The sequence below is a fragment of the Candidatus Zixiibacteriota bacterium genome, assembly GCA_017999435.1.
Taxonomy (GTDB): Bacteria; Zixibacteria; MSB-5A5; order GN15; family FEB-12; genus JAGNLV01.
In genome coordinates, this window is sequence record JAGNLV010000001.1 from 613,868 (window position 1) to 637,268 (window position 23,401).

General features: G+C 67.1%; 23 protein-coding genes. 14 read left to right on the forward strand and 9 right to left on the reverse strand.

The genetic code is table 11. From position 1 onward, the window contains the following. Nucleotide 1 precedes the first annotated feature (1 nt). Complete coding sequence (locus KA261_02690) at nt 2-1,441, reverse strand: GHKL domain-containing protein (GenBank protein ID MBP7696694.1); 1,440 nt, start codon at nt 1,439-1,441, stop codon at nt 2-4. Nucleotides 1,442-1,519: 78 nt separating this feature from the next. Between KA261_02690 and KA261_02695 the strand changes: the two genes are divergently transcribed. The 5 genes from KA261_02695 to KA261_02715 all read left to right on the forward strand — a co-directional run bounded on the left by KA261_02695 (nt 1,520) and on the right by KA261_02715 (nt 5,716). Continuing rightward, nucleotides 1,520-1,966, forward strand: coding sequence for a hypothetical protein (locus KA261_02695; GenBank protein ID MBP7696695.1), 447 nt, complete (start codon nt 1,520-1,522; stop codon nt 1,964-1,966). Between the two features lie 19 nt (nt 1,967-1,985). Further along, a complete protein-coding gene (locus KA261_02700) occupies nt 1,986-2,930 on the forward strand; it encodes a MerR family transcriptional regulator (GenBank protein ID MBP7696696.1) in 945 nt (314 codons plus the stop codon). Further along, complete coding sequence (locus tag KA261_02705; protein ID MBP7696697.1) at nt 2,931-4,307, forward strand: deoxyribodipyrimidine photo-lyase; 1,377 nt, start codon at nt 2,931-2,933, stop codon at nt 4,305-4,307. Further along, nucleotides 4,304-4,774 carry an SRPBCC family protein gene (locus tag KA261_02710; GenBank protein ID MBP7696698.1) on the forward strand — a complete coding sequence of 157 codons (471 nt, stop codon included), beginning with the start codon at nt 4,304-4,306 and terminating at the stop codon, nt 4,772-4,774. Before KA261_02705 ends, KA261_02710 begins: the two co-directional genes overlap by 4 nt. A gap of 69 nt (nt 4,775-4,843) precedes the next feature. Continuing rightward, on the forward strand, nt 4,844-5,716 hold the full coding sequence (locus KA261_02715) for a methyltransferase domain-containing protein (protein ID MBP7696699.1): 873 nt from the start codon (nt 4,844-4,846) through the stop codon (nt 5,714-5,716). Between the two features lie 44 nt (nt 5,717-5,760). Here the strand turns inward: KA261_02715 and KA261_02720 are convergent, their stop codons facing one another. Together KA261_02720 and KA261_02725 are read right to left on the reverse strand one after the other, a co-directional pair. Next, nucleotides 5,761-6,189 (reverse strand): DoxX family protein, encoded by a 429-nt coding sequence (locus KA261_02720; protein ID MBP7696700.1) that lies wholly within the window; start codon nt 6,187-6,189, stop codon nt 5,761-5,763. 53 nt (nt 6,190-6,242) lie between these two features. Then, entirely contained in the window at nt 6,243-7,760 is a 1,518-nt protein-coding gene (locus KA261_02725) for a DEAD/DEAH box helicase (GenBank protein ID MBP7696701.1), read from the reverse strand. A gap of 247 nt (nt 7,761-8,007) precedes the next feature. Here KA261_02725 and KA261_02730 point away from each other — a divergent pair, with 247 nt between their 5' ends. Then, nucleotides 8,008-8,523: a GNAT family N-acetyltransferase gene (locus tag KA261_02730; protein ID MBP7696702.1), complete on the forward strand. Its 516-nt coding sequence runs from the start codon at nt 8,008-8,010 to the stop codon at nt 8,521-8,523. Nucleotides 8,524-8,590: 67 nt separating this feature from the next. Here the strand turns inward: KA261_02730 and KA261_02735 are convergent, their stop codons facing one another. The 3 genes from KA261_02735 to KA261_02745 form a co-directional block, all read right to left on the reverse strand. After that, nucleotides 8,591-9,394 carry a phage Gp37/Gp68 family protein gene (locus KA261_02735; GenBank protein MBP7696703.1) on the reverse strand — a complete coding sequence of 268 codons (804 nt, stop codon included), beginning with the start codon at nt 9,392-9,394 and terminating at the stop codon, nt 8,591-8,593. 774 nt (nt 9,395-10,168) lie between these two features. Continuing rightward, nucleotides 10,169-11,056 (reverse strand): pyridoxal 5'-phosphate synthase lyase subunit PdxS, encoded by an 888-nt coding sequence (gene pdxS, locus KA261_02740; GenBank protein ID MBP7696704.1) that lies wholly within the window; start codon nt 11,054-11,056, stop codon nt 10,169-10,171. A 227-nt stretch (nt 11,057-11,283) separates the two neighbouring features. Continuing rightward, nucleotides 11,284-11,715: an Rrf2 family transcriptional regulator gene (locus KA261_02745; GenBank protein ID MBP7696705.1), complete on the reverse strand. Its 432-nt coding sequence runs from the start codon at nt 11,713-11,715 to the stop codon at nt 11,284-11,286. Nucleotides 11,716-12,078: 363 nt separating this feature from the next. Between KA261_02745 and KA261_02750 the strand changes: the two genes are divergently transcribed. The 3 genes from KA261_02750 to KA261_02760 are packed head-to-tail and all read left to right on the forward strand — an operon-like array spanning nt 12,079 to nt 13,110. Continuing rightward, complete coding sequence (locus KA261_02750; protein ID MBP7696706.1) at nt 12,079-12,447, forward strand: iron-sulfur cluster assembly accessory protein; 369 nt, start codon at nt 12,079-12,081, stop codon at nt 12,445-12,447. After that, entirely contained in the window at nt 12,447-12,740 is a 294-nt protein-coding gene (locus tag KA261_02755; GenBank protein MBP7696707.1) for a DUF2480 family protein, read from the forward strand. Before KA261_02750 ends, KA261_02755 begins: the two co-directional genes overlap by 1 nt. Before the next feature lie 49 nt (nt 12,741-12,789). Beyond that, the gene (locus KA261_02760) at nt 12,790-13,110 is read left to right on the forward strand and encodes a 2Fe-2S iron-sulfur cluster binding domain-containing protein (protein ID MBP7696708.1); all 321 of its coding nucleotides are present in this window, start codon (nt 12,790-12,792) and stop codon (nt 13,108-13,110) included. Nucleotides 13,111-13,188: 78 nt separating this feature from the next. On the opposite strand, the gene KA261_02765 is transcribed toward KA261_02760, so the two are convergent. Together KA261_02765 and KA261_02770 are read right to left on the reverse strand one after the other, a co-directional pair. After that, the gene (locus KA261_02765; protein ID MBP7696709.1) at nt 13,189-14,226 is read right to left on the reverse strand and encodes a thrombospondin type 3 repeat-containing protein; all 1,038 of its coding nucleotides are present in this window, start codon (nt 14,224-14,226) and stop codon (nt 13,189-13,191) included. A gap of 279 nt (nt 14,227-14,505) precedes the next feature. Beyond that, complete coding sequence (locus KA261_02770) at nt 14,506-15,060, reverse strand: hypothetical protein (protein ID MBP7696710.1); 555 nt, start codon at nt 15,058-15,060, stop codon at nt 14,506-14,508. Between the two features lie 245 nt (nt 15,061-15,305). Between KA261_02770 and KA261_02775 the strand changes: the two genes are divergently transcribed. The 4 genes from KA261_02775 to KA261_02790 are packed head-to-tail and all read left to right on the forward strand — an operon-like array spanning nt 15,306 to nt 18,769. After that, on the forward strand, nt 15,306-16,073 hold the full coding sequence (locus KA261_02775) for a prepilin-type N-terminal cleavage/methylation domain-containing protein (GenBank protein ID MBP7696711.1): 768 nt from the start codon (nt 15,306-15,308) through the stop codon (nt 16,071-16,073). 1 nt (nt 16,074) lies between these two features. Further along, nucleotides 16,075-16,842, forward strand: coding sequence for a prepilin-type N-terminal cleavage/methylation domain-containing protein (locus KA261_02780; GenBank protein ID MBP7696712.1), 768 nt, complete (start codon nt 16,075-16,077; stop codon nt 16,840-16,842). Continuing rightward, entirely contained in the window at nt 16,839-17,978 is a 1,140-nt protein-coding gene (locus tag KA261_02785; GenBank protein ID MBP7696713.1) for a prepilin-type N-terminal cleavage/methylation domain-containing protein, read from the forward strand. The genes KA261_02780 and KA261_02785 overlap by 4 nt, the downstream gene beginning before the upstream one ends. A 14-nt stretch (nt 17,979-17,992) precedes the next feature. After that, nucleotides 17,993-18,769 carry a prepilin-type N-terminal cleavage/methylation domain-containing protein gene (locus KA261_02790; protein MBP7696714.1) on the forward strand — a complete coding sequence of 259 codons (777 nt, stop codon included), beginning with the start codon at nt 17,993-17,995 and terminating at the stop codon, nt 18,767-18,769. Between the two features lie 3 nt (nt 18,770-18,772). On the opposite strand, the gene KA261_02795 is transcribed toward KA261_02790, so the two are convergent. Continuing rightward, nucleotides 18,773-19,921, reverse strand: coding sequence for a saccharopine dehydrogenase NADP-binding domain-containing protein (locus tag KA261_02795; protein ID MBP7696715.1), 1,149 nt, complete (start codon nt 19,919-19,921; stop codon nt 18,773-18,775). 290 nt (nt 19,922-20,211) lie between these two features. Here KA261_02795 and KA261_02800 point away from each other — a divergent pair, with 290 nt between their 5' ends. Beyond that, nucleotides 20,212-23,355, forward strand: coding sequence for a hypothetical protein (locus KA261_02800; GenBank protein ID MBP7696716.1), 3,144 nt, complete (start codon nt 20,212-20,214; stop codon nt 23,353-23,355). Nucleotides 23,356-23,401: the final 46 nt, after the last annotated feature.

Consider the following 23,401-nt stretch of genomic DNA (forward strand, 5'->3'; position numbering starts at 1 on the left):
GTCAGCGCCCCTCCCCGAGCTCATCCTCGCCCGTACGCCGCGGCAGCCGGACCGTGAACCGCGACCCCTTCCCCTCCTCGCTCTCGATCTCGATCGTCCCGCCGTGGGCCGCCACGATCCCGTTGACCACGGCCAGCCCCAGACCCGTCCCTTCGGTCACGCTCTTGGTGGTGAAAAACGGCTGCAGCGCTTTCGCCCGCACCCCCTCGCTCATCCCCACCCCGGTGTCGGCGACGCTCAGGATGACCGCCGCCGCCGTCGCCTCGGTCCGGATCGTGATGAACCCGCCCTCCGGCATCGCCTGGATCGCGTTCACCACCAGGTTGACCAGCACCTGGTACAACTGGCTCGCATCCCCCGCGAGCTCCGGGAGGTCCGGCTGCAGTTCCCGCTCCAGGGCGATCCCCAGCCGCTCGCAGCGCGATTCGAGGAAATACAGCCCCTCCGTGATCACATCGTTCAGGTTGACCCGGTTCTTGCGCGGCGGCAGACGCCGCGCGAACAGCATGAGCCGCCGCACCACCTCGCGCGCGTGCAGCGCCGCCGCGATGATTTTGTCGATATCCTGCCGCGTCTGCCCGGTCAGCCCCGGCGCCTTCTTCGCCAGTTGCGCGAACCCCAGTATCCCCCCGAGCGGCTCGTTCAGCTCGTGCACCACCCCCGCCGTCACCTGCCCGATCGTCGCCAGCCGGTCCGCGTGGCGAAGCTGATCCAAAAGCCCGTGCACTTCCGCCGAGGCCTGCCGCTGCTCCAGAATCACCGCCACGTTCTCCGCCACCGTCTGCAGCAGCGTCTCCTCCTCCCGGAGAAACGGTCCGAGGTCGCGGGGGGGAAGATCCTCGGCGTAGGCCACCTCGACCAGCCCCCGCTGCCGGCCGCCGAACCGGATCGGCGCGGCCAACCGCGCTCCCCGCTCGGGAAATCCCGCAGCCCCCGCCGTCCGCCCGTCGAACGTGATCCGCGCGCGCGCCGCCAGCGGGTGCCGAAAGGCCGCCGGCAGCAGTTCGATACACTTCTCGAGAAATTCCTCCGACGACACCTGCGGGTTCGCCGCCACCTGCGCCATTCCGTACAGGCACGTCATCTCTTTGACCCGCTCGCGCAGATCGCGCCGCGCCTCCCGGTGCGCCAGCGCCGCCCCGATCACCGCCGCCGCCTCCTCCAGACAACCCATCGTCTCGGGTCCAAAGTGCCAGGTCTCCCGCGAACCCAGCACCAGCACTCCGCCCCGGTCGCGGTCAACCCGCATCGGCAGCACCGCCAGCGACCGCATAAGCTCCGCCCAGGCCCCGTCCGCTCCCCCGACACCCGCGAACAGCCGCGAGGTATCATCGATACTCACGGCTCCCCGCTCGGTCACCCGCGAGGCCGCCCGGTCGGCCGCCGGAGGCAGTTCACCCCCCGCCCGGCGCCCTGCCACGCCGGCGATAAGGGCTTCCAAAGGAGCGTCGCATTCCGCCCGCGCGTCTCCCCCAGCATGATCTCCCGCTCCCTCGTCCTCCGCTGCCGGACCCCGCTCGTGCGTAAATTCGTCTCTGTCGCGCGTGTATCGCCAGCGCTCGACAGCGCCGTCCTTAACCAACCGCAATTCGCCCAGCCCGCACGCCGCCGCATCGCACACTCCGCTGAGCGCCTCCCGCACAAACTCCCCTTGAGAAAGCTCCTGTTGCGAAAACGCAAGAAGATTGGCGATAAGCGTCAAATAGTTGCGATCGTTTTCGGATGGCCGCCTGTCTCCCGGCGGGGTATTTTGCCTCATGTGATCCGCCCCATTTTCCGCCGTGATACATCAAACACCGGGGATTTTATCCCCAGTACACACCGCCAATATATGTCATTCTCTCCTCAGGCGGGGAGAAAATTCACAATGCCTGCGCCCCAACACCCGACCTGCGCAGAAAAACCGGAATGGAAGATCGTGAACTTTTTATCCCTTGCCTCTGTTATCCAATATGACAAATATTAGACAATACTTAGATAGACTGATGGACGCGCTCTACCCCATACGTGTGGTCGCTGCCAAGACCGGCCTTTCCGCCCACCTCATCCGCATGTGGGAGCGGCGCTACGGCGCGGTCGAACCCTCCCGCACCAACACCCGCCGCCGCCTTTACTCCGAAAGCGATGTCCGCCGGCTCACCCTGCTGCGGCGCGCCACCCAGGCCGGCGCCGCCATCGGCCAGATCGCCACCCTCCCGGAGGACGACCTCGAGAGCCTCGTCGCCTCCTACGAACAGCTCGGCGCCGTGCGCGGCGCCGGGGCTCCCGGACCGCCCGCACCCGGCTACTTTGTGAGACTCGCTCTCGAAGCCGTCGCGGACCTTGATGCCCGCCGGCTGGAGTCGGTTCTTCTGCAGGCTTCGGTCGCCCTCGGGCGAATCGTCCTGCTTCAGGAGGTCGTCATGCCGCTGCTGGACCGCGTGGGGACCGAATGGAGCGGCGGCCGCCTCAAGATCGCCCACGAGCACCTCGCCAGCTCCACCCTCCGCTCCTTTCTCGGCCATCTCGCGGAGACAGCCGCCGCCGAGCAGGATGCCCCGCTGCTGCTCACCACCACCCCGGCCGGGCAGGTCCACGAATTCGGCGCTTTAGTGAGTACGGTGGCCGCCGCCTCGGTCGGCTGGCGCACCGCCTTCCTCGGACCGAATCTCCCGGCCGAAGATATCGCCGGCGCCGCCCGCCAGACCTCCGCGCGGGCCGTCGCCCTCAGCATCATCTACCCGCCCGATGATGCCCGCCTCGCCGATGAACTGCGCACCCTGCGCCGCCTGCTTGACCCCGCGGTCCGGATCATTGTCGGCGGACGCTCGAAGGACGGCTACCGGAGAACGCTCGCCGAGATCGGCGCCCTCGCCGTCGACAACCTCCCCGGTTTGATCGAGGGCCTCGATTCCTTGCGGGCAGCGTCCCCCTCCGATGGGGAGCGCTGAGTGGCCGCCCCGGTCGATCCGCGGCGTGTCCGCGTCGTCCGCCCGGGCGAGCTGTCGGACGGACCCATCGTCTACTGGATGAGCCGCGACCAGCGCGCCGCCGACAACTGGGCTCTCCTCTACGCCGGGGAGATCGCGCTGCGCCGCCACCGGCCGCTCGCCGTCGTCTTCTGCCTCGCCCCCGCCTATCTCGACGCCGCGCTCCGCCAGTATGCATTCATGCTCCGCGGCCTCGAAGAAACGGCCGCCGACCTCCGCCGCCTCGCCATCCCCTTCTTCCTCCTGGCCGGCGCTCCGCCCGACCGGCTGCGCGCGTTTGTCCGCCGCCACAAGGTCGGCCTGGTCGTCGCCGACTGCTCTCCCCTCCGGATCAACCGGCGGTGGCTCGAGGAATTCGCGGCCGCCTCCCCCTGCCCGGTGCATCAGGTCGACGCCCACAACATCGTGCCGGTGTGGGAGGCCTCCGACAAACAAGAGTACGCCGCGTACACGCTCCGCCCCAAAATCCGCCGCCGGCTGCCGGAGTTTCTCACCGATTTCCCGCGCCTGCGCCGCCATCCCTTCGCCTGGCCCGGCGAACCTCCCCCGGTCGACTGGGCCGCCGCCCGCCGCTCTCTGCGCGTCGATCGATCCGTCCCCGAGGTCGACTGGCTCGCCCCCGGCCCCCGGGCCGCCTTCCGCCTCCTGCGCGCCTTCTTCGACCGCCGTCTCCACCTGTACGCCGATCACGGCCACGACCCCAACGTCGAAGCCCATTCCGACCTCTCCCCATACCTCCACTTCGGCCAGATCGCCCCTCAGCGCGTCGCCTGGAACGCCCAGCCCTTCGACCGCTCCATCCCCGCCCTGGAGGCGTTCCTCGAACAGCTCATCGTGCGTCGCGAGCTCTCCGACAACTTCTGCTGGTACAACTCCGCCTATGATTCGTGCGCGGCTTTCCCCGAGTGGGCCCGGATCACGCTTGAGGAACACCGTCGCGATCCCCGTCCCCGCCTCTACTCCCGGGACCAGCTCGAGGCCGCGCAGACCGATGATCCCCTCTGGAACGCCGCCCAGCGCGACCTGGTCATCGGGGGGAAAATGCACAGCTATCTCCGGATGTACTGGGCCAAGAAGATTCTCGAGTGGAGCCCGTCCCCCGAAGAGGCGCTCGCCGCCGCCGTCGCCCTGAACGACCGCTACGAACTCGACGGCCGCGACCCCAACGGTTACGCCGGCATCGCCTGGTGCATCGGCGGCGTGCACGACCGCGCCTTCGGCGCCCGCGACGTCTACGGCAAGATCCGCTGCCTGAGCGCCGCCGGCGCGCGGCGCAAGTTCGATGTCGCCGCTTACATCCGCGCCGGCAACCGCCGCACCGCCGGGAGGAATGAATGAGGCTGCACACGCTTCAGCGCGAGCAGTTCGTCCCCCGCCCCCGCGACGAAGTCTTCGCCTTCTTCTCCCGCCCCGAGAACCTCCCGCGCCTCACGCCGCCCGCGCTGCGCTTTCGGATTCTCACTCCCCCGCCGCTCGACATGATGCCCGGAGCCCTCATCGACTACACCCTGCGCACCTTCGGCTTCACAGTGCGCTGGACCACCCTGATCGCCGCCTGCGACCCCCCCGCCCGGTTCGTCGATGTTCAGCTCCGGGGACCGTATGCGTTCTGGCACCACGCCCACGAGTTCGTGGCCGCCGAGGGCGGCACCCGGATCATCGACCGCGTCACCTACGCCCTGCCCCTGGGACCGCTCGGGCAGCTCGCCCATGCGCTGCTGGTCCGCCGGGCGCTGCGCCGCATCTTCGACTACCGCCGCGCCGCTGTCGACCGGCTCTTCCCCCCGCATCCCCTCCCGGACTAGCCGCCGCCCCCAAACGCCTCCGTGAACCCTTCCCCCGCGTTGTGCGTATTACCGCCAGGAGAACCACCGGTGACGACCGCTGACGACCACCTCGACCGCATCCGCCGCCACTACGGCGTGCGCGGCCTCAACGCCCGCATTCTCGCCCGCCTCGAGGAGTGCGGGCTGCGCCTCGATGCTTTGGGCCGCGACGATCTGGCGGACTTCGACGAATTCCATGCCGGCGGTCGCGACGCCACCCGCGCCCTCGCCCGCGCCGCCGGCCTCCGGCCCGGCCTCGCCGTCCTCGACATCGGCTGCGGCCTCGGCGGTCCCGCCCGCACCCTGGCCGCCGAGTTCGCCTGCCGGGTCGTCGGCATCGACGCCACCGCTGACTACATCGAGGCTGCCCGCATGCTCACCGATCTGACCCGCCTGGGCGGCCGCGTCCGCTTCGCCGTCGCCTCCGCCCCCGACCTCCCGTTTCCCGCGGCTGCCTTCGATGTCGTCTGGCTCCAGTTCGTCACCCCCAACATCCCCGACAAAGACGCCCTCCTGGCCGAGGTCCGCCGCCTGCTCGCTCCGGGCGGACGGCTCGCGATTCACGACGTGATGCGCGGGAGCGGCGAACCGCTCGCCCTCCCCGTCTTCTGGGCCGAGGATGATTCGCTGAATGCGCTGGACTCCCCCGAGGACTTCGCCCGCCGCTGTAAGCGTGCCGGGTTGGCCCGCCTGGATTTCCGTGACGATTCGCCGGCGGCCCTCGCCTGGTTCCGCGCCGCCCTCGCGCCTGCCCGCCCGCCGGGCCCCAAGCGGCTGGGTCTGGGCCTTATTGTCCCCGGCGACGCCCGCACCAAGTCGGCCAACGTGCTGGCCAACCTGGAGTCCGGCCGGATCAGAATCTTTCTGGGAATTTTCTCCCGCGACGCCAAGAGTCCGGCGACAGCCGGCGGCGCGGCCTGAAAAGACCGCCCCCCGGGAACGCCCCCCTTTTCCCGCCTGCCGCCTTATTTCACCGGTGGCGCGAACAACCGATCCGCCCCCCAGCGTCCCGCCCCCCGGATGAGGAACACCAGCGCGATCACCAGGAAAAGCAGCGCCCGTTCTTTAACGGCAAACGGATCGGCGGCATGGCGCCCGAACCCGGCCGTGAGCATCGTGCACACGATGAACAAAGCCGCCGGGCGGGTCAGCAGCCCGAGCGCCAGGAGCAGCCCGCCGCCGAATTCCGACAGCGCCGCCGCCCACGCGAAAAATTCGGGCGCGGGAAACCCCAGCTCCGAGACTCCCTTCACAAAGGCCTCGCCGGGCGGGAGCTTCCCCAGCCCGTGGGCCAGCGCCAGCGCCAGCCCCGCGAACACCCGCAGCAGCGTCATCGCCGCCTCGTCCGCCCATGAACCCGCCGGCGTCAACCGGAACAGCACTCTCCTGACCATGGTTGCCCTTCCTTTGAGTTTACCGGGAATACGCGGACCGAACGTCCGCGCCGCTACTTCCGCCGGGGCCGGCGCCGCTTGCGGTCGCTCCGGCCGCCCCCCTCGCGAGGCCCGCCGCCGCTCTCCCGCCGCGGGTGCTGCTGCTCCTGCGGCAGCGGCGGCGGATTGTGCAGGCTCTCCTGGTAGTAATCATCCACGAGCATCGCCAGCACTTCCTGGCCCGCCTCGTTCTCGGAAAGCAGCTTGACCAGCGGGAAGAAGCGCGCCATCCGCTCGACCTGAAGCTTGTCGCGGCGGCGCAGGCGCGCCTCGAGCAGCGCCGTCATCCGCTCCGACACCGCCATCACCACGTCATCTTCGCTCGGCGCCGGCCGCTCGATCATGTCGATCCCGAACCGGGTTGCGATCCGCCGAAGTTCGGTGAGCTCCATTCCCGCCACCAGGGCCACTGCCTCCCCGGTCGCCCCCGCCCGCCCCGTCCGCCCCGCCCGGTGGACATACAACTCCGGATCCTCCGGCGGTTCGTACTGGAAAATGTGGGTCAGTTCCGGGATGTCGATCCCCCGGGCCGCGAGATCGGTCGCCACCAGGAATTTCAACTGCCCATCGCGCACCCGCTGGAGCACCTGCTCCCGCTGGCTCTGCGACAGGTCGGCCGACAAGGCGTCGGCGTCGTACCCGAACCGCTGCAGCACCACCGTCACATAGTGCACCATGTTCTTGGTGTTGCAGAAAATGATCGCCGCCGCCGGATTCAAAAGCTCGATAATCCGCACCAGATAGCGGTCTTTCTCCATGTGCGGCACCACGTAGTACACGTGCTCGGTCTCGGCCACGTGCACCCGGTCCTTGCTCAGACTCAGGAACCCCGGATCGCGAAGGAACTGCCGCGCGAGATTGATCACGTGCATCGGATAGGTCGCCGAAAACATGTACGAATTGATATGGCGGCGCGGAAGGTACTTCTGCACCTCAATCATGTCCGGGTAGAACCCCATCGAGAGCATCCGGTCCGCCTCGTCGAAAATGAGGATGTCGAGGTCGTCCAGCGTGAACGTCCGCTTGAGCAGGTGGTCGAGAATGCGCCCGGGCGTCCCGACCACGATGTGGGAACCGCGGGTGAGCGCCTCGATCTGGGGCCGGTAGCTCACGCCGCCGTACACCGCCGCCGTCCGCACCCCGCTGCCGCCCGCGAGCATCTCCGCTTCGTGCGCCACCTGCCGCGCAAGCTCCCGCGTCGGCACCAGGATGAGCGCCTGGCAGGTCGACCGGGACGGTTCCAGCCGCTCCAGAATCGGAAGCAGAAACGCCCCCGTCTTCCCCGACCCCGTGCGCGACTGCACCATCAGGTCCCGCCGCGCCAGGACATACGGAATGGTCTTGGCCTGCACCGGCATGAATGCGCTCCATCCCGCTCGCGCCGCCGCCTCCCGAACCCGCTCCGGCTGCGCCTCCAGCGTCGTCTCGGGAAGCGCGTCCTCCGGCTCGATGTAATCCGATGGGCTTACCCCGCCCCGCTCGTCCCTTCGCGTATCTTCCGTCTGCTCTTCCTTCCCCGCTTCACGATCCATCACGCGCACCTGACTCCTTTGCTGAGGGTGTCAATAACCGTGTCGTTTCCTTGCCGACCGGCTTATGGTACGTCTTTTTCCCGCCAAAAGACAGCCCTTATTTCGCCGTCCCCGGCCCCCCCCGGCCCAGGACCGGCGCATTTCTCGCGACTGGCCCGAATCTGAGAACGAATGCCGACGTGGAGCGTACCACGGGGAAACGGCCAACCGCGCGGCGCCCGACCGCCCGACTGAGGATGTCCCGCTCATGTCCACGAACTCGGCACCGCCCCGCCCCGGGGTTCAGCTCGTCCCTGCGCCGGCACAGGACCGCCGCGTCCTGCGCCGGCTCATGTCCCTCTACCTCCACGACCTGTCCGAGTACACCGATTTCCTCGAACCGGGCCCCGATGGTTCGTTCACGTACGAGGGCCTCGACCTGTACTGGCGCAGCCCCTCGCTCATTCCCCTGTTCATCCGGAGCGGTGACCGCCTCGCCGGTTTTCTTTTGCTCAACAAGCCCCCCTACACCCCTCACGATATCGACTGCGTCGTCCACGAGTTCTTCATTCTCCGCGCCGATCGCGGGCGGGGTCTCGGTCGCGACGCCGCCGCTGCCTGTTTCGCGCAGTACCGCGGCCGGTACCGCCTCGTGCAGTTGATCCGCAATGTCCCCGCCATCGGATTCTGGCACAGCGTCTACGCCGGCCTCAACATCTCCTACGAGGAAAGCCGGCAGACGCTTGCCGGCGAGTCGTTTCTGGTGCAGACATTCACCGTTTAGCCGCAGCCCGTGCCCTATCCGAGGCGGCGCGTCTGCCCTTGGCGACAAAGGCGCCGCCCGCCCCCGGTCACTCTCCCGCTTCGGTGTCGGCGACCCCGGCGCGCGTCGATGTCGCCTGCTGCCCCGCGACGAAGGCAAGCGCCAATTCCCCCGATTCCCCCGGCAGCGCCGGCATCTCCTCGTAGAGTTCTCCCCGCAGAAGTCGCCCCGCCCGGTTCTTGTACATCCCTCCCCACTGTTTGAAGAAGAACGCCGTCCCCTCCGCCCGGCATTGGCGCAGCAATTCCAGCGCCCACTCCTCCCGCATCACCCGCGCCCCCGGCCCCGACTCCCCGCCGACGACCGCCCAGGCGATCCCGCTCAAATCCACATCCCCGATCGACCCCAACAGCGGCTCGAACGATATCCACTTGAGCGCCGCCGGTGTCTTGCGAAGGTCATCTATCCGAAAGCGATAGGTCGCACTCTCGACCGTGACCCCCATCCAGAGGTTCGGTGGCCACGCGAGCTTGTCAGCCGCACGCACAAGCCGTTTTGACCGCTTGGTGAGGGCTTGAAACACGTGCTGCGGGCACCGTCGGATCACCTCGAATATCCGTTGGACATATTCGAGCGGCACCTGCTCATGAAACAGGTCCGACATCGAGTTGACAAATACCATACGCGGCCGCTTCCATTCAAGCGGCTGGGCGAGCACATCGGGGTGGAGCGTGACCGAAAATCCGTTCTTGTACTTCTCGACGCCCATCCCCTGCAGCCGCCGGGCCATTCGCTCGGCGTAGCAGTGGTCGCACCCGGGGCTGACGCGCGCGCACCCGGTGACGGGGTTCCAGGTGGACTCCGTCCACTCTATGCGGGAATCACTGGCCATGGCACGTCAAGAAACGAACAGTTCGCTTATCACCCAAAGTGACCTTGCCCTTTCTTTCTCTCCTCTCCCGCGGTGCATCGACCGACACCAGCCCCCTGGACTGCAAATTCAGCCGAGCTGTCCTCAGAGCGTTCTCCGGCTCTTTATACGCAAGCCGTTGACATTCGGTGAGCAGCTTACGCACTGAGCCATTGTAATGCGTAAAGTGCTTGAGCAGGCGCTCTTCAAGGGCGCCCATGCGCTCACTCATCTCAAGGTCGGCTTGATCAGCCGACCCCATTCGGATCCCCCTTAGCTGGAGCACGCGGGGTGCCACACGCTCCTCTTCCCGTAGAGCGCGGGTGTCATCCCATGGAAGAAGACCCTCAGCCAAGCTTGTTCTCCCTACAAGGTTTCCAGATGCGGCTCCTCGGTCGGGTTCTGCACATTCGGCTCAATTCCGGTGATCGACTGAAAGAGCAGTCGATCCGCGGTGAGTGGTCGGCGGTCAGGGTCGCCACACCTCCGCTCGCACTCCGCCGGCGCGCGGCCCACGGGAGACCTCTGGAGAGCTGTCGCGCCTCAGGTTGGCACACCCCGCCGGCGCGCGGCTCATTCGACACGAGCGTCGCATTCACCGCTCCGTCCCCGCAGCATCCCGCCGGCGCGGCCCACTCCCCACCATCCGCAAGGTCGATCTCGAAGGCGTGTCGTCAAATCACATATTCTCTGCCAACATAAAAAAACAGGCCCCGTCTCCGAGGCCTGCCTCCATTATCCAAACTCTCCCCGCCCTCACCGCGTCTGAAGCAGCTCCTCCTGCGGAATGCTGTCGGCCTGGATCCCCTTCATCGCCGGCCCCAGCCCCCGCGAGGCATTCCCTACCGCCGCCGCGTCCTGCCAGTGCGTCGTCGCCGTCACAATCGCCTTGGCCCGCTTCTCCGGATTATCCGATTTGAAAATCCCGGACCCGACAAACACCGCCTCCGCCCCGAGCATCATACACAGCGCCGCGTCGGCCGGCGTCGCGATCCCCCCGGCCGCGAAATTCGGCACCGGCAGCTTCCCCGCCTTCGCCACCATCCGCACCGCCTCGATCGACACCCGGTGCTCCTTGGCCACCGCGTAGAGTTCGTCCTCCGGCATCGTCGTCAGCGCCCGCATCGCCGCGTTGATCTCGCGCAGGTGGCGCACCGCGTGCGAGACGTCGCCCGTGCCCGCCTCCCCCTTCGTCCGGATCATCGCCGCCCCCTCGGCGATCCGCCGCAGCGCCTCGCCGAGATTCCGGCACCCGCACACGAACGGCACCTTGAAACTCCACTTGTCCACGTGGTGGGCGTGGTCGGCCGGCGTCAGCACCTCCGACTCGTCGATAAAATCGATCTCCAGCGCCTCGAGCACGCGCGCCTCCGCGATGTGCCCGATCCGGCACTTCGCCATCACCGGAATCGTCACCGCCCGCTTGATCTGCTCGATCACGTCGGGATCAGCCATGCGGGCCACCCCCCCTTCGGCGCGGATATCCGAGGGCACCCGCTCCAGCGCCATCACCGCCGCCGCCCCCGCCCCCTCGGCAATTCGGGCCTGCTCTGCGCTCGTGACGTCCATGATGACGCCTCCCTTGAGCATCTCGGCCAGCCCGACTTTCACCTTATGCTGTGTATCGCTGAATCTTTCGATCATGTCGTCTCTCCTTCTTCCGACACGCTGCCTATCACTAGAACGCACCCCCGGCCCGCCCGGATTCGAAAAAAGTCGCCAATCCGGACTGTCGCGGGCCCCTTTCGCCGCCCCGCGCCGACCCTCTCAACCCTTCAATATAAATAGAAATGGGGCCTGTGGACAAGCCCCATTTGACAACTTCCCGGGCCGGCCCGCTCACGCGGCGCCCGATCCGCGGCGGCGGTCGGTCACACCCTCACCCGCGCCGCCGGCCGCGTCTTGCGCCGATACTTCGCAAAATTCTGCTTCTGCAGCGCCTTCTTGAACATCTTCTCCTGCGACTCCCAGAACCCGCGCAACTGACAGGCGTTGAACTGCTCGCAGGTGCAGGTCTTCGTCTCCGTGCACAAATTCAGGTGCAGCGGGCCGTCAATGGCCTCGATCACGTCCAGAAACGACACGTCTTTCGGATTGTGCGCCAGCCGATACCCGCCGGTGACCCCCTGGTATGACACCAGGATGCCGCTCCGGGTCAGGTCTTTGAGGATTTTCGCCAAAAACTCCCGCGGCACGCTCTCCGCCTCGGAGATCGAATTGATCGAGCCGAGCTTGCCGGGCGGAAGGTTGGAGATGTGCCGGACGGCGCGAAGCGCGTAGTCGGATTTGCGTGACAGTCTCATAGATCGTCTTCCCTTTTGACGGCCAAGCCGCCGTGAACGGTGGTTAGCTCTGTCCTTATCGTTTACTCTTTCCTCTTCGTTTCCTCATCCCCCACCGGCCCATTATACGAATAAGGATACACATAGTCCACAACAAAATTGACAAATGTATGTTTTTTTCCCTGTTTCCCCCGGCCCTCCGCACATCCTGCGCTCCGGCCCTCCGCCCGCCCCTGTCGCCGCCCGTCAGGCCCGCCCCCGCCGGCGGCCCCCCCCCCACCGGGAACAACAGCCGTCTCTTTTCCGTTAGCTCTCAAACGGCCGCCCCGACGCGGCGTACATAGAGAGACAAAAGAGATTTGGCCCATGCGAAGGAGAGCCGCCATGGTTGACACCGCCGTCCGCACCGACCTCGCCGGGCCGCACCCCCCGGTGACCATCACCGCGGCTGCGGCCGAAGAAATCAAACGCCTGCGCAACCTTGAGAAAGAAGCTCCCCCCTACCTCCGCCTCGGCGTTAGCGCCGGCGGCTGTTCCGGCATGTCCTACACCATGGCCTTCGAAACCGAACGGCACGACACCGACCGCGCCTTCGACTGCCACGGTCTGACCGTCCTCGTCGACGCCCAGGCGCTCCGCTACCTTGCCGGCATTACCCTCGATTTCAAGGGCGGGCTGATGGGCGGCGGCTTCAACTTCTCCAACCCGCGCGCCAAACGCTCCTGCGGCTGCGGCTCGTCGTTCTCCGTCTGATGCCCCTCGCCATCCTCGACCCCCAGGAGTTCACCGAGCAGGGCATGTTCACCGAGGACGGCTTCCTCGCGCGGGCGGAAAGCTTCGACTTCAGCCGCTTCGACGGCTGCCATGTGCTCATCCGCGGGTGCGGGGGCATTCCCGTCCCCCCGTGGGCCTTCATGCTCCTGACCGCCCGCCTCGTGGGCCGCGCCCGCTCCGTCCGCTACGGCAACGAACACGACCACATCACCGTCTACCGGGCCCCGGGCCGGCCGCAAAAGCCCGTTGCGCCGAGGAACCCCAATGACTAACTTGGCCCCTGACAAAATCCGAGAGGACGCGAACCGCAAGGACAGACCCATGCGCAGGATCCGGTTTCTGCCGATCGACATTACGGTTGAAGTTCCCGAAGGCACCTCCATCCTCGATGCCGCTCTCGACCATGACATCCGCATCGACCACAACTGCGGCGGCAACTGCGCCTGCTCCACCTGCCATGTCATCATCAACGAGGGCTACGACACCCTCGCCGCGCCGACCGAGGATGAGGAAGATATGCTCGACGAAGCCGAGAACCTGACCGACACCTCCCGCCTCGCTTGCCAGTGCCGCGTCACCAAAGACCTCGTCGTCACTATTCCCGAGAAGGAACCCCTCTGGGATAAAGACGACACCTTCTGAATAAAACCGCCCGAAATGCGCGCGGCGAGCTCCTGTCGGACTCGCCGTTCTGATTGCCGCTCAATGCCGGTCCGCCTCTCAGGGACACGCCGGCGGGGCCGCTCCGCCCCGGAACAGATACGAAATCAGCATCGTCACGTCCGACACCCGCGGCACGCCGTCCCCGTTCACGTCGGCGCGCGCCGGGCAACCGGCCGCCGGCCCGCCGCGGAAGAGATGCCCGATCAAGCCGGTCAGGTCCGACACCGCCAGCGTTCCGTCCCCGCCGAAATCCCCCCGCACCACGCAGCAACAGGCGTCCCCCACCCCGTCGCCGTCAAAATCCGCCTGGTCCGGGTTGGCCGCAAGCGGGCAGTTGTCGCAGACATCCCCGAGCCCGTCCCCGTCCGCATCCGCCTGGTCCGGATTCGCCGCCGCGTCGCAGTTGTCGAACGCCTCCAGGATCCCGTCACCGTCCGCATCATAGCTCAGCGGATGCGCCACGTGAAGGTACATCCTGTCCCCGACCATCGAATCCACGTGCACGAGCACGTCCGAGGGGCGGTCGTAACCGTCGCTGGCGGGGCTCGTCTTCGGCCCGAACAGATCCTGGCCCGGCGTCTCGCTGGAGAAGAGCGCCCCCTTGCGCGTCTCGTAGGGATACCACCAATCGGCCGAGTCGCTCACCTGCCCGCCCGGGTTGTACGCGGTGTCCCGCGCCGGATCGTACCCCGCATCGACCACCCGCACCCGGTAGTGCTCATCCCACGGCGTCCCGTAATTGGTCGCCATCGTCTCGTCCACGTGGGTCACCAGCAGTCCCCGGTCGAGCGAATCGGGACCGAGACTCAGATGCGGGAACAGCCAGATGCTGAAGTCCGAGTCCAGCTTGTCGAACTTCCCCGGCGACCGCCGGTTGCGGTACTCCAGGAGAAAATACTCCGTCCCGTCCGCGCTGATGTTCAGTTTGTAGAGCGAGGACTCGGGGTGCGTCTCGATATCGTACAACACGAGATTGAGGTGCTCCCCTGTGATCACCGCCGGCTCGATCCACCCCAGCTCATGCTTCATGTACCCGCACAGGTGCGTCGGCACGGTCGCGCCCAGGCTCAGCGCCCCGTACCCATAGTGCCCCATCAGGCACCAGTCCATGACCGGGTGGTCGTTGGCGTCGCCGGGCGTCATGGCCGCCGAATCGGAGTAGAGCAGATCGATGTCGAACAGGTCGCCCGCCCCGAGCATGTGCGCGATCTCGTGGCTCGCCACCCGCACCCCGTGCAGTTCGTCGCCGATGATCACTGCGGGATCGGCCGCTGAGCGCACCGGTTTGACCTCCGGGATCGCCGCGAGCTGATTCACGTACATTCCGTCGAAAGGCCCGAATTCCTCGCCCGGAGGAAACGTGATCGCCGCCGTTCATATGTCCGTCAGGCAGTTGGTGTCCGGCCGGTTCCGCCCCGCCACCACAAACACCACCCCGTCCACCCGCCCGTCCCCGTTGCCGTCATACTGCGTGAAGTCTATCAGCGAGTCCAGCTCCGCGAGCAGGTAGAGCAGCGAATCTCCCGAAGCGACATAGGAACCGTTGTTGAACCATCCGTAGACCTGCCCGGTCACCTGGAGCTGCCCGTAGGACACCTCGTCAAAATAGTCGGCCACCGATCCGTGGGGCATCAGGTCGCGCGAGAAGAACAACTGCCGCAGCGTATCGACTGCATAGGTCGAGGGCCGTTTCTCCGGCGGCTCCAGCCACTCCACCGCGATCACGAGAAGCTTGAGCGTGTCCCCCGAGAACGACTTTCCTCCCAGCGCCGCCGCTTCGGCCGGATCGAGGACGCGCAGACTGAACTGCTGCGCGAAAAGCTCGGCCGGGCAGTCGTGCACGATCGCGCGCGACGGCAACGTCGCGGCCGACACCGCCGCCGACAACAGCACAACCCCGCAGAGCACCGCCGGCCGGACCGAACCCATCAACACCTCACCTGGGCCAACCGCCTCAACCAAAATAAGATAAATGCTATCGACAATATAGGACACATTACCGATTCCGCAACCGCGTTTTTGGCTCCGCGCCCTTGCGGCGCGCCGCAGTCCCCGCCCGCCGACTCCCGTAAACCCGCTCTAACTTCCTGCCGATAACAGAGATAGGCCGAGTGCGCCGATCCGTCGGCAGAGCCGCCGCCGGCCCCTCGGAACCTGACTAGCAGTCGAACAAAATGACGACCCGGCACCACATTCTCGTCCGCGCCTCGCAGCGCGGATACTCCCTCTTTGAGATGATCCTCGTGATCGTCATCATCGGCATCCTCGCCGCCATCACCATGCGCTCTCTCCGTGGCGCCGGTGAGGCGGCCCGCACCGAAGAGACGCGCGCCGAGATGGACCGCCTTGCCTGGGCGATCGCCGGCGATCCCGGCCTCGTCTCCGGCGGCCACCGCACCGACTACGGTTACGTCGGCGATGTCGGCGCCCTCCCCCCGACCCTCGAGGCTCTCGCCGTCAACCCCGGCCTCGCCACCTGGCGCGGCCCGTATGTGCACGATGACTTCAAAACCTCTGCGGGGGCGCCGGAGAGCAGCTTCCGCATCGACGCCTGGGGGCGCCCCTACGCCTACGCCGGCGTTGCCATCACTTCGACCGGCGGACGGATTCCCCTCACGCGCCGTCTTGCTCCCGATGCCGGCCGCCTTCTGCGCAACACCGTCACCGTTGTCGTCACCGACCTGGCGGATTCTCCACCCGGCGCCCGCTACGTCGATTCCCTGGCCGTCATTCTCACCGTTCCCAACGGCCTCGGCGGCCTGGTTGAGCGAAGGCGCACACCCCGCCCCGACGGTTTCGCCGAGTTCGATTCGGTGCCGATCGGCGCCCACCTGCTGCGCCTCGTTTACACACCAGCCGCCGACACGCTCCGCCGCCGGGTCGCGGTGGAACCGGGGCAACACGCGCATCTGGACTTGCAGTATCCCGCGGAGGTCTGGTAGCATGGGAGAAGCCTGTCGGGACAACCGGGGAATGAGCCTGATCGAATTGCTCGTCGTCATCGTCGTCATCGGCATTCTGGTCGCGGCCGCCATGCAGGCCATGACCGCCACCCTCGCCGACCTTCGCCGCGTTCGCGCCGAGCGGGACCTGGAGGCGCTTGCCCGGGCTATTGTCGGCGACCCCGTCCGCACCGCCGGCGGCGCCCGCTGGGATTTCGGCTTCGTCGGCGATAACGGTGCGTTCCCGCCCGACCTGGCTGCTCTGCGCGCCAACCCCGGCGGCTGGGTCACCTGGAACGGCCCCTACCTCGATCCCGGTTTCGATCAGGACACGCTGCGCTACCGCCTCGACCCCTGGGGAGCGCCCTACCAGTATGTCGGCGGCCTCACCGTCATCAGCACCGGCAGCGGCGCCCCGCTCGTTCAACGTCTCGCCGACGACGCCGCCGACTACCTCGCCAATACCTACGAGGGACTGGTCCGCGATGCCGCCGACTCGGTCCCCTCAAGCCGCTACCGCGACTCGGTTTCAATCCTGCTCACCGTCCCCAACGGCGCGGGCGCCTGGACCATCCTCCTCCAGCATCCCGACTCGGCCGGCCGCTTCGCCTTTTCCCCACTCCCGGTCGGCACCCACCTTCTCCGCATCGTTTTCACCCCCCGGGCCGACACCCTCCTGCGCTGCGTGACCGTCCTCCCGCGCCATCGCAGCGACCCGCCCGACCGCTACCGATTCACAGAGGCCTGGTTCTCCGGAGGGACGCCATGACCGGCCTCCGCACGGCCTCCGCCTTCACCCTCATCGAGGTCATCCTCGTGGTGGTTATCGCCGGCCTCCTGGCCACCGTCGCCCTGCGCTCCGCGGGCGCTCTCCGCGAGAGCGCCCGGAATGAAGAGGCCCGGCGCCAGATGGAGCGCCTCGCCGCCGCCGTCGCCGGCGATCCCGAACTCCGCTCCCTCGGCGTGCGGGCCGATTTCGGCTACGTCGGCGACCTCGGCGCCCTCCCGCCCGACCTCGGCGCCCTCCGCGACAACCCCGGCCTCGCCGCCTGGAGCGGCCCCTACCTCGTCAGCCCCGCCGCCGAGGATCCCGCCGACTGCACCACCGACCCCTGGGGCGTCCCCTATGCGCTCAGCGGCGTCAACCTCGTCTCGACCGGATCCGGCTCCCCCCTCGTCTTCCCCCTCGCCGCCTCTGCCGACGACCTCCTGCGCAACTCGGTGGCCGGTGTGGTCCTCGATGCCGACGGCACTCCCCCCGGCGCCCTCTACGCCGACTCCCTGCGCGTCATTTTCTCCCACCCCGATGGCCTCGGCGGGCGGGCCTCCCGGACCCGCATCCCCGATCGCGGCGGCTACTTCGCCTTCGACTCCGTCCCCGTCGGTAACCACGACCTCACCATCATTTATCTCCCCGACGCCGACACCCTCCGCCGCTTCGTCTCCGTCACCCCCGGCGCCGCTCCCTACAGCGAGTTCTTCCTCGGCGCCAACCTGTGGAGCGCGCAGGGCATGTCGGGCACCGGCCTCGAGTTCGTCGACAACTCCGACACCCTCGCTGGCGGCCAGTGCAGCGTGCTCAACTTCTCCGTCACCAACACCACCTCCCATCCTATCACCGTCTCGGCCCTCACCTTCACCTGGCCCGGCCCCACCGCCTACTACCGCAAAATCCGCTGGAACGGCGTCGACGTCTACAGCAACCCCGCCCGCGGCAGCGGCGACCTGGCCGTCTTCACCGCCCCGCAGACTCTCAGCGGCGGCGCCACCGCCCGCATCACCTGTGACCAGTTCAAGCAATTCCCCAGCGGCGGCGGCGCGAGCGTCAACGTCACCGGCGTCGCTTTCACTGTCACCTTCTCCGACGGCTCCGTCATCACCTTCGTCGCCGACAACTGCAGGTAAGGAGAACCGCCGCCATGACGCCTGTTTCCCCGCACCTCAAATCACCCGCCGGCTTCACCCTCATCGAGCTGGTCATCGTCCTCGTCGTCATCGGCATCATCGGTGCCGTCGCTCTCCGCGACATGCTCCGCGCCATCGATGACGCCCGCCTGGCGCAGACCCGCGCCGAACTCGACCAGATCGCCTTCGCCATCGCCGGCAACCCCGCCCTGCAGGCCGATGGCGCCCGGTCCGATTTCGGCTATGTCGGCGACGTCGGCGCGCTCCCCCCGGACCTCGCCGCCCTCGTCGCCAACCCCGGCCTCGCCTCCTGGCGCGGCCCCTATCTTGACTTCGGAATTGCCCCCTCTGACCGCCCCTCTTTCGGAAGCCCCCTGTCCGATGCCTGGGACGTACCCTACGCCTACACCTCCCCGCCGGACGGTCCGGTCGCGGTCCAGTCCAGCGGTTCCGGCGCCCCGCTCACCCGCCTCGTCGCCCCCTCGGCCGCCGACCTCCTCAATAACACCGTCCGCGGCTTCATCACCGACGCCGACCGCCACTCCCCCGGCCCCGTCTACCGCGACTCCCTCGCCCTGCTCCTGTCCTATCCCGATGGCGCCGGGGGCGTCGCCGCTGTCGCCTGTGTTCCCGCCGCCGATGGCTCTTTCGCCTTCACCGGTATCCCCGTCGGCAACCACACCCTCCGCGTCATCTTCATCCCCGCCGCCGACACTCTGGCTGTCCCCCTCTGTGTTCCGCCCGCCTCGGAGCTCAAACTCGCCGTCGCCTACCCCGCCGACCTCTGGTAGCCCTCACCCCGTCCGCTCGCCGATCTCTATATTGATCCCCCGCTTCCGCAACTGCTGAATGAACGGCCCCGGCGACACCACCACCTCCTGCGGTTTGCACCCCGCCGCCGCGATTTGCCCCCGCCCCGCCATCTGCGTGACCACCGCCGCCGGAAACGACGTCATCCGCATCATCGACGTCAGTCCCGCCTTGCTGTCCTGGCGGTCCACCGCTTCGTACACGACCGTCCGCTTCTGCCCCGCCGCCGTCCCGTCCACCGTCACCCGCACCAGCGTCATGTCCGGCTCGTTGAAACTCAGACTCCGGTCGAGCACCGCCCGGAACACCCCGCGCGGCTCGACCTCCGCCCCGTCCACCGTCACCGCCTTCCGCGACGCCAGCCCCAGCTCGAGCATCGGCCGAAAGAGCGCGCAGTGCCCCGGATACCGGATTGTCTTGTAATCGAGAAACTCCACCTTCCCCTCGTACGTGTCCGGCAGCGTCGATGTCCCCCCCGAGGTGTAGAACGCTTCGAACTTCCCCAGCCCGTCGAACTCAATCTCTTCCACCGCCGTCATCGGGTTCACCGTCTTCTTCCGCCCCCCCTCGAGGATCAGGCACGGTTCCCAGTACTCGTTGATCAGCCCCTCGGCCGAAAAGAGCATCTGGTAGTTCAGCGGCGGCCGCGGCGACTGCGGCAGCCCTCCCACCCGTATCCGCACCGATTCCGTCTGCTCCATCCGGCTCACCCCGTCCGCCACCAGCACCGACACCATCCCCGGCGCCAGCCCGCAGTCCGGCACAATGACCACTCCCGCCGCCGCGGCTTCCCCGTCCATCCCCAGTTGGATCCGCACCGTGTCGTTGTTCCCCCCGAGATCCACCAGGTGGCACTTCCCCCGGATCGCCGCCCGCGTGAGACCCGGGTTGTACCGGTAGGTGACGCAGGAGATCGCGGCGTCATACCCGCTCAGAACTTTGGCCGCCGCCTCTTCGTCCCCGGCGTCCAGCCGCCCCGCCTTGGCTTTCCCGCCCCCGAATTTCGATGCTACCTGCTGGGCCAGTTCCGGGTTGATGTCGTAGACGCCGATCTGTTCGACGTCGGCTCCCTGCGCGAAGTCATAGACGGCGGCCCGGCCCATGAGCCCGGCGCCGATCACTGCCAGCTTCATACTGTCCTCTCCGGTCGAATCAAAACCATCCTCGCTTGCAATAGCTCCTAATATAACGCCCCCGCCCCCTCCCGCCATCACAAATCGGCTGAAAATATACACAGTGTGGGAAACGTGAATGTGATTGACAAGTTGCTCCCCGCTTGTCAGGATGCAGCCGACACCGTCTCGCACACGGATGTCATGATCTGGGAGAAACAGAGGTCCGCTTACCGGCGGACTCAAGGAGGGATTTTCGTGGCCGTCGCGGTCCGCTGCGGCGGCGAACACCAACACTTCAGGAGGGAGATATGCGCTGCATCCGCCCGCTCATATTGGGCGCCGCCGTGGCGCTGTACGCCGGCGCGTCGGCCACAGCCGACCGCCCGCTCGGTTCAGCGAAACAGTTGTCGCCGGGCGCCGTTATCGGCACGTCTTATTGGGATCGGCAATGCAATTTCGCCACCACGCGCCGCGTCCACCTGAGCACCGCGGCCGGGCGCGAGCTCGTCCATCATGTGTGGACCTTTCAACCGGCGCCGCCCGTGTGGGAACGGACCGCTCACTACCGTCTGTACGACATCGCGGGCGGCGCCTACAGCCCGGGGGTGGACATACCCGAGGGCACTCGCATCAGGGCCGGCTTCGGGGATATGTGGATCACCGACGACAACCGGGCGGTGATCGCGTACCAACACTATTCCGACCCGGACCAACGATATCATCTGTGGACAGCCTTTGACTCGGCGGCGGGCGCCGGCGAGTTCTCCAATCTGGTCGAGATCCCCGACTCCATCGACTTCTACAGCTTGGTCAACTACCAATCGCCCCTCTGGCCCCACGTGGCCTACGTGGAGGGTGTCCACGACACGGTCCTTCACATCGTGGCGCAGGAATCGCTCCAGTATCCGGACTCGGTCGCGATCTTCTACTTCCGCCGCGTCGGATCCGATTCCGACCCGACGGCGGTGTGGGATTACCCGCCTCGCGTGATCGATTCCAACTACAACTGGGGTTCCCACCAGCTTGCGGCAACCTCCGATGGCCGGGTGGCTATCGCGTGGACGGCCAACGTGCCGTGCGCGGGGGATCCCGACACCGCCTCGGGAGTCGGCTGCTCTGATTTCGTCTTTTGGGAGAACGATCTGTACTTCCAGGTGTCGAACGACCAGGGTCTCACGTGGCAGAATCGGGTTAACGTGACCCGTTACTCCGAAACGCCGGAGCACCCCTATCGGGCGCACTGGGAGATATCGGCGCTCTTCGATCACCTTGGCGTCCTGCACATGATATGGTCGGCTGCAGCCTGGCCGCGAACAGCCCCCGGGCCCGGTGAGGTCGCCCAGACCGCCAGCGCCATTTTCCACTGGTCGGAGACCAACCCGACGCCGACCATGGTGCGTGAGACAAACTGGAATCAGACCGTCTGCGGCGGCGGCGAGGGCCGCCCGTTGAACATCGGCGACATATCGCTCGCCGAGTGCGACGGACGTCTCTACACCCTGTTCGTCCAGTTCAACGATTACGACGCCGGCATTATGAGTGACTGCTGTGACTCGAACTTGACTTTTTACCCCGATGGCGCCGCCAACGGCGACCTGTATATCTGTGTCTCCTCGGACGGCGGACTGACCTGGGACGCTGCCCGCAATCTGACGTCCACGCGAACTCCCGGCTGCAGGTTCGACACGCCCGGCAACGTCTGCGCGTGTGAAAGCTGGCCCTCGGTCACCCCCTACGGGAGCAATGTCTCCATCGACCCGTCAATTTCCGGGGCCGACGTTGTTGTCCCCGCCGGCGGGAGTGATCCGGGTTGGTATCTCGATGTGCAGTACGTGCTCGACCCTTTGCCCAGTTCGCCGATGACGCAGGAAGGTTGGCGGACGGAAACCTCCATTCGATGGTTCCGCATCGCCTGTGTCGACCCAATCCAGGAACCCGATCTGGCCATATTGCCCGACAGCCTCGCCTATCCGGTCTATACCCCGCACTGCGCGGAGCGCCTTGTTCCGATTGTCCTTTCCAACAGCGGTGTCGGCGAGGGGCACTACTCGATCATTGCCGAGGAGTTCGCCGGCCCCGCCGGGTGGCTGGGCACGACCGGCTTCTCGGGGACAGTGGCGGCCGGGGCGGCCGCCGATACCGGGTACGTCGTGCTGAACCCGGGCGGGGCGCTCTGTTCTCCGGGCGCCATTGTGCGCCTGGCCGGCCGGCTGCGCTTCGACTCGAACGATCCGAATTCTCCTCACTATGTCCTGATCGACCTCGTGGCCGCGGACACGGTCTGCCTGCCGTCAGCCGACACGCTCACCACTGCCTGCGTCGCGCTGCAGGTGTTCAATGACGCGGGGTTCGGCGGACGGGGCGCCGGCGGTGTGACGATGGACTACTCAATGTCCGGCGACTGCGATCCGGCGGCGGCAACGTACTTGTCCGACGCCTCGCCCATCGTCATCGCTGACACTCTCGTCAACTGGTCGGTCTATGGCTGTGATTTCCTTGCGCCGCACGGGCTGGTGCCCCTCGCGAGCGCGTCGGGCAGCGGCGGCGGATTCCGTTGGAGCCGGTCGCTGGCCACAGTCCGCGACTCGTCGCTCATTCTCGAAACCGACTGGTACGCACCCCTGCCTACCGACTCCTGCGCCTTCTTAATCCAGCGGCTCAGTCTCTACGCGGCTGATGCTCTCCCACACACAGTCTCCTTGGGCCAGCTCATCGACTGGAATATCCCCTCGGATTCGGGCCTTCGCAACGGATCGGACACGCTGGTCGATCCGGCGATTATCTATCAGTACGGCGCGGAATACCACCAGGACCCCGGCGCCTGCCGGAACAGCGACCGCCGCATGGGTGCGGTCTTTCCGCTGGCCATGTATCGCCGCGCGGCGTTGCACGAGCCCCTTGTCGCGGACTCGAGCAACCTCTGGCATTGCGCCCAGACCCGCGCCACCGATGCATGCCTGGACACCGCGCGGTGCGGTCTGGACGCGGCCGAACTGGAGCTTGCCCTGAGCGAACCGGGCCGCCGCCTTTACTCTGCCACGGTACCCGAATCGACGTACACGGATCTCCACACCCTCGTCGGTTTCGTCTCCGATCTATCGCTGGTTCCGGGCGAGACGCTCGTCGTGTACACAGGTCTGGCGACGGTTGCGGATGGCGACACGGCGGTTCTCCGCGGCCTCGCAGACCAGGCCCGGCAGTGGTACTGCGACCACCTCGTGCCCGACCCGCCCGGTTGCGGCTGTTGCCGGCTCCGCGGCGACGTCAACCGCGACAGCGGCGTTAAGGTCAGCGATCTGACTTTCTTGGCGAGCTACCTTTTCCGGGGAGGTCCGGAGGCGCTATGCCCCGACGAAGCGGACGCCACCGGTGACGGTGAGGTGAAGGTTTCGGATCTCACCTATCTGACCGCGTACCTGTTCCGCGGCGGGCCCGCCCCCATCCCCTGCTGAGCGCCGCTCCCCCCGAAATCAAAACGCCCGTTGGGGGCACTACCCA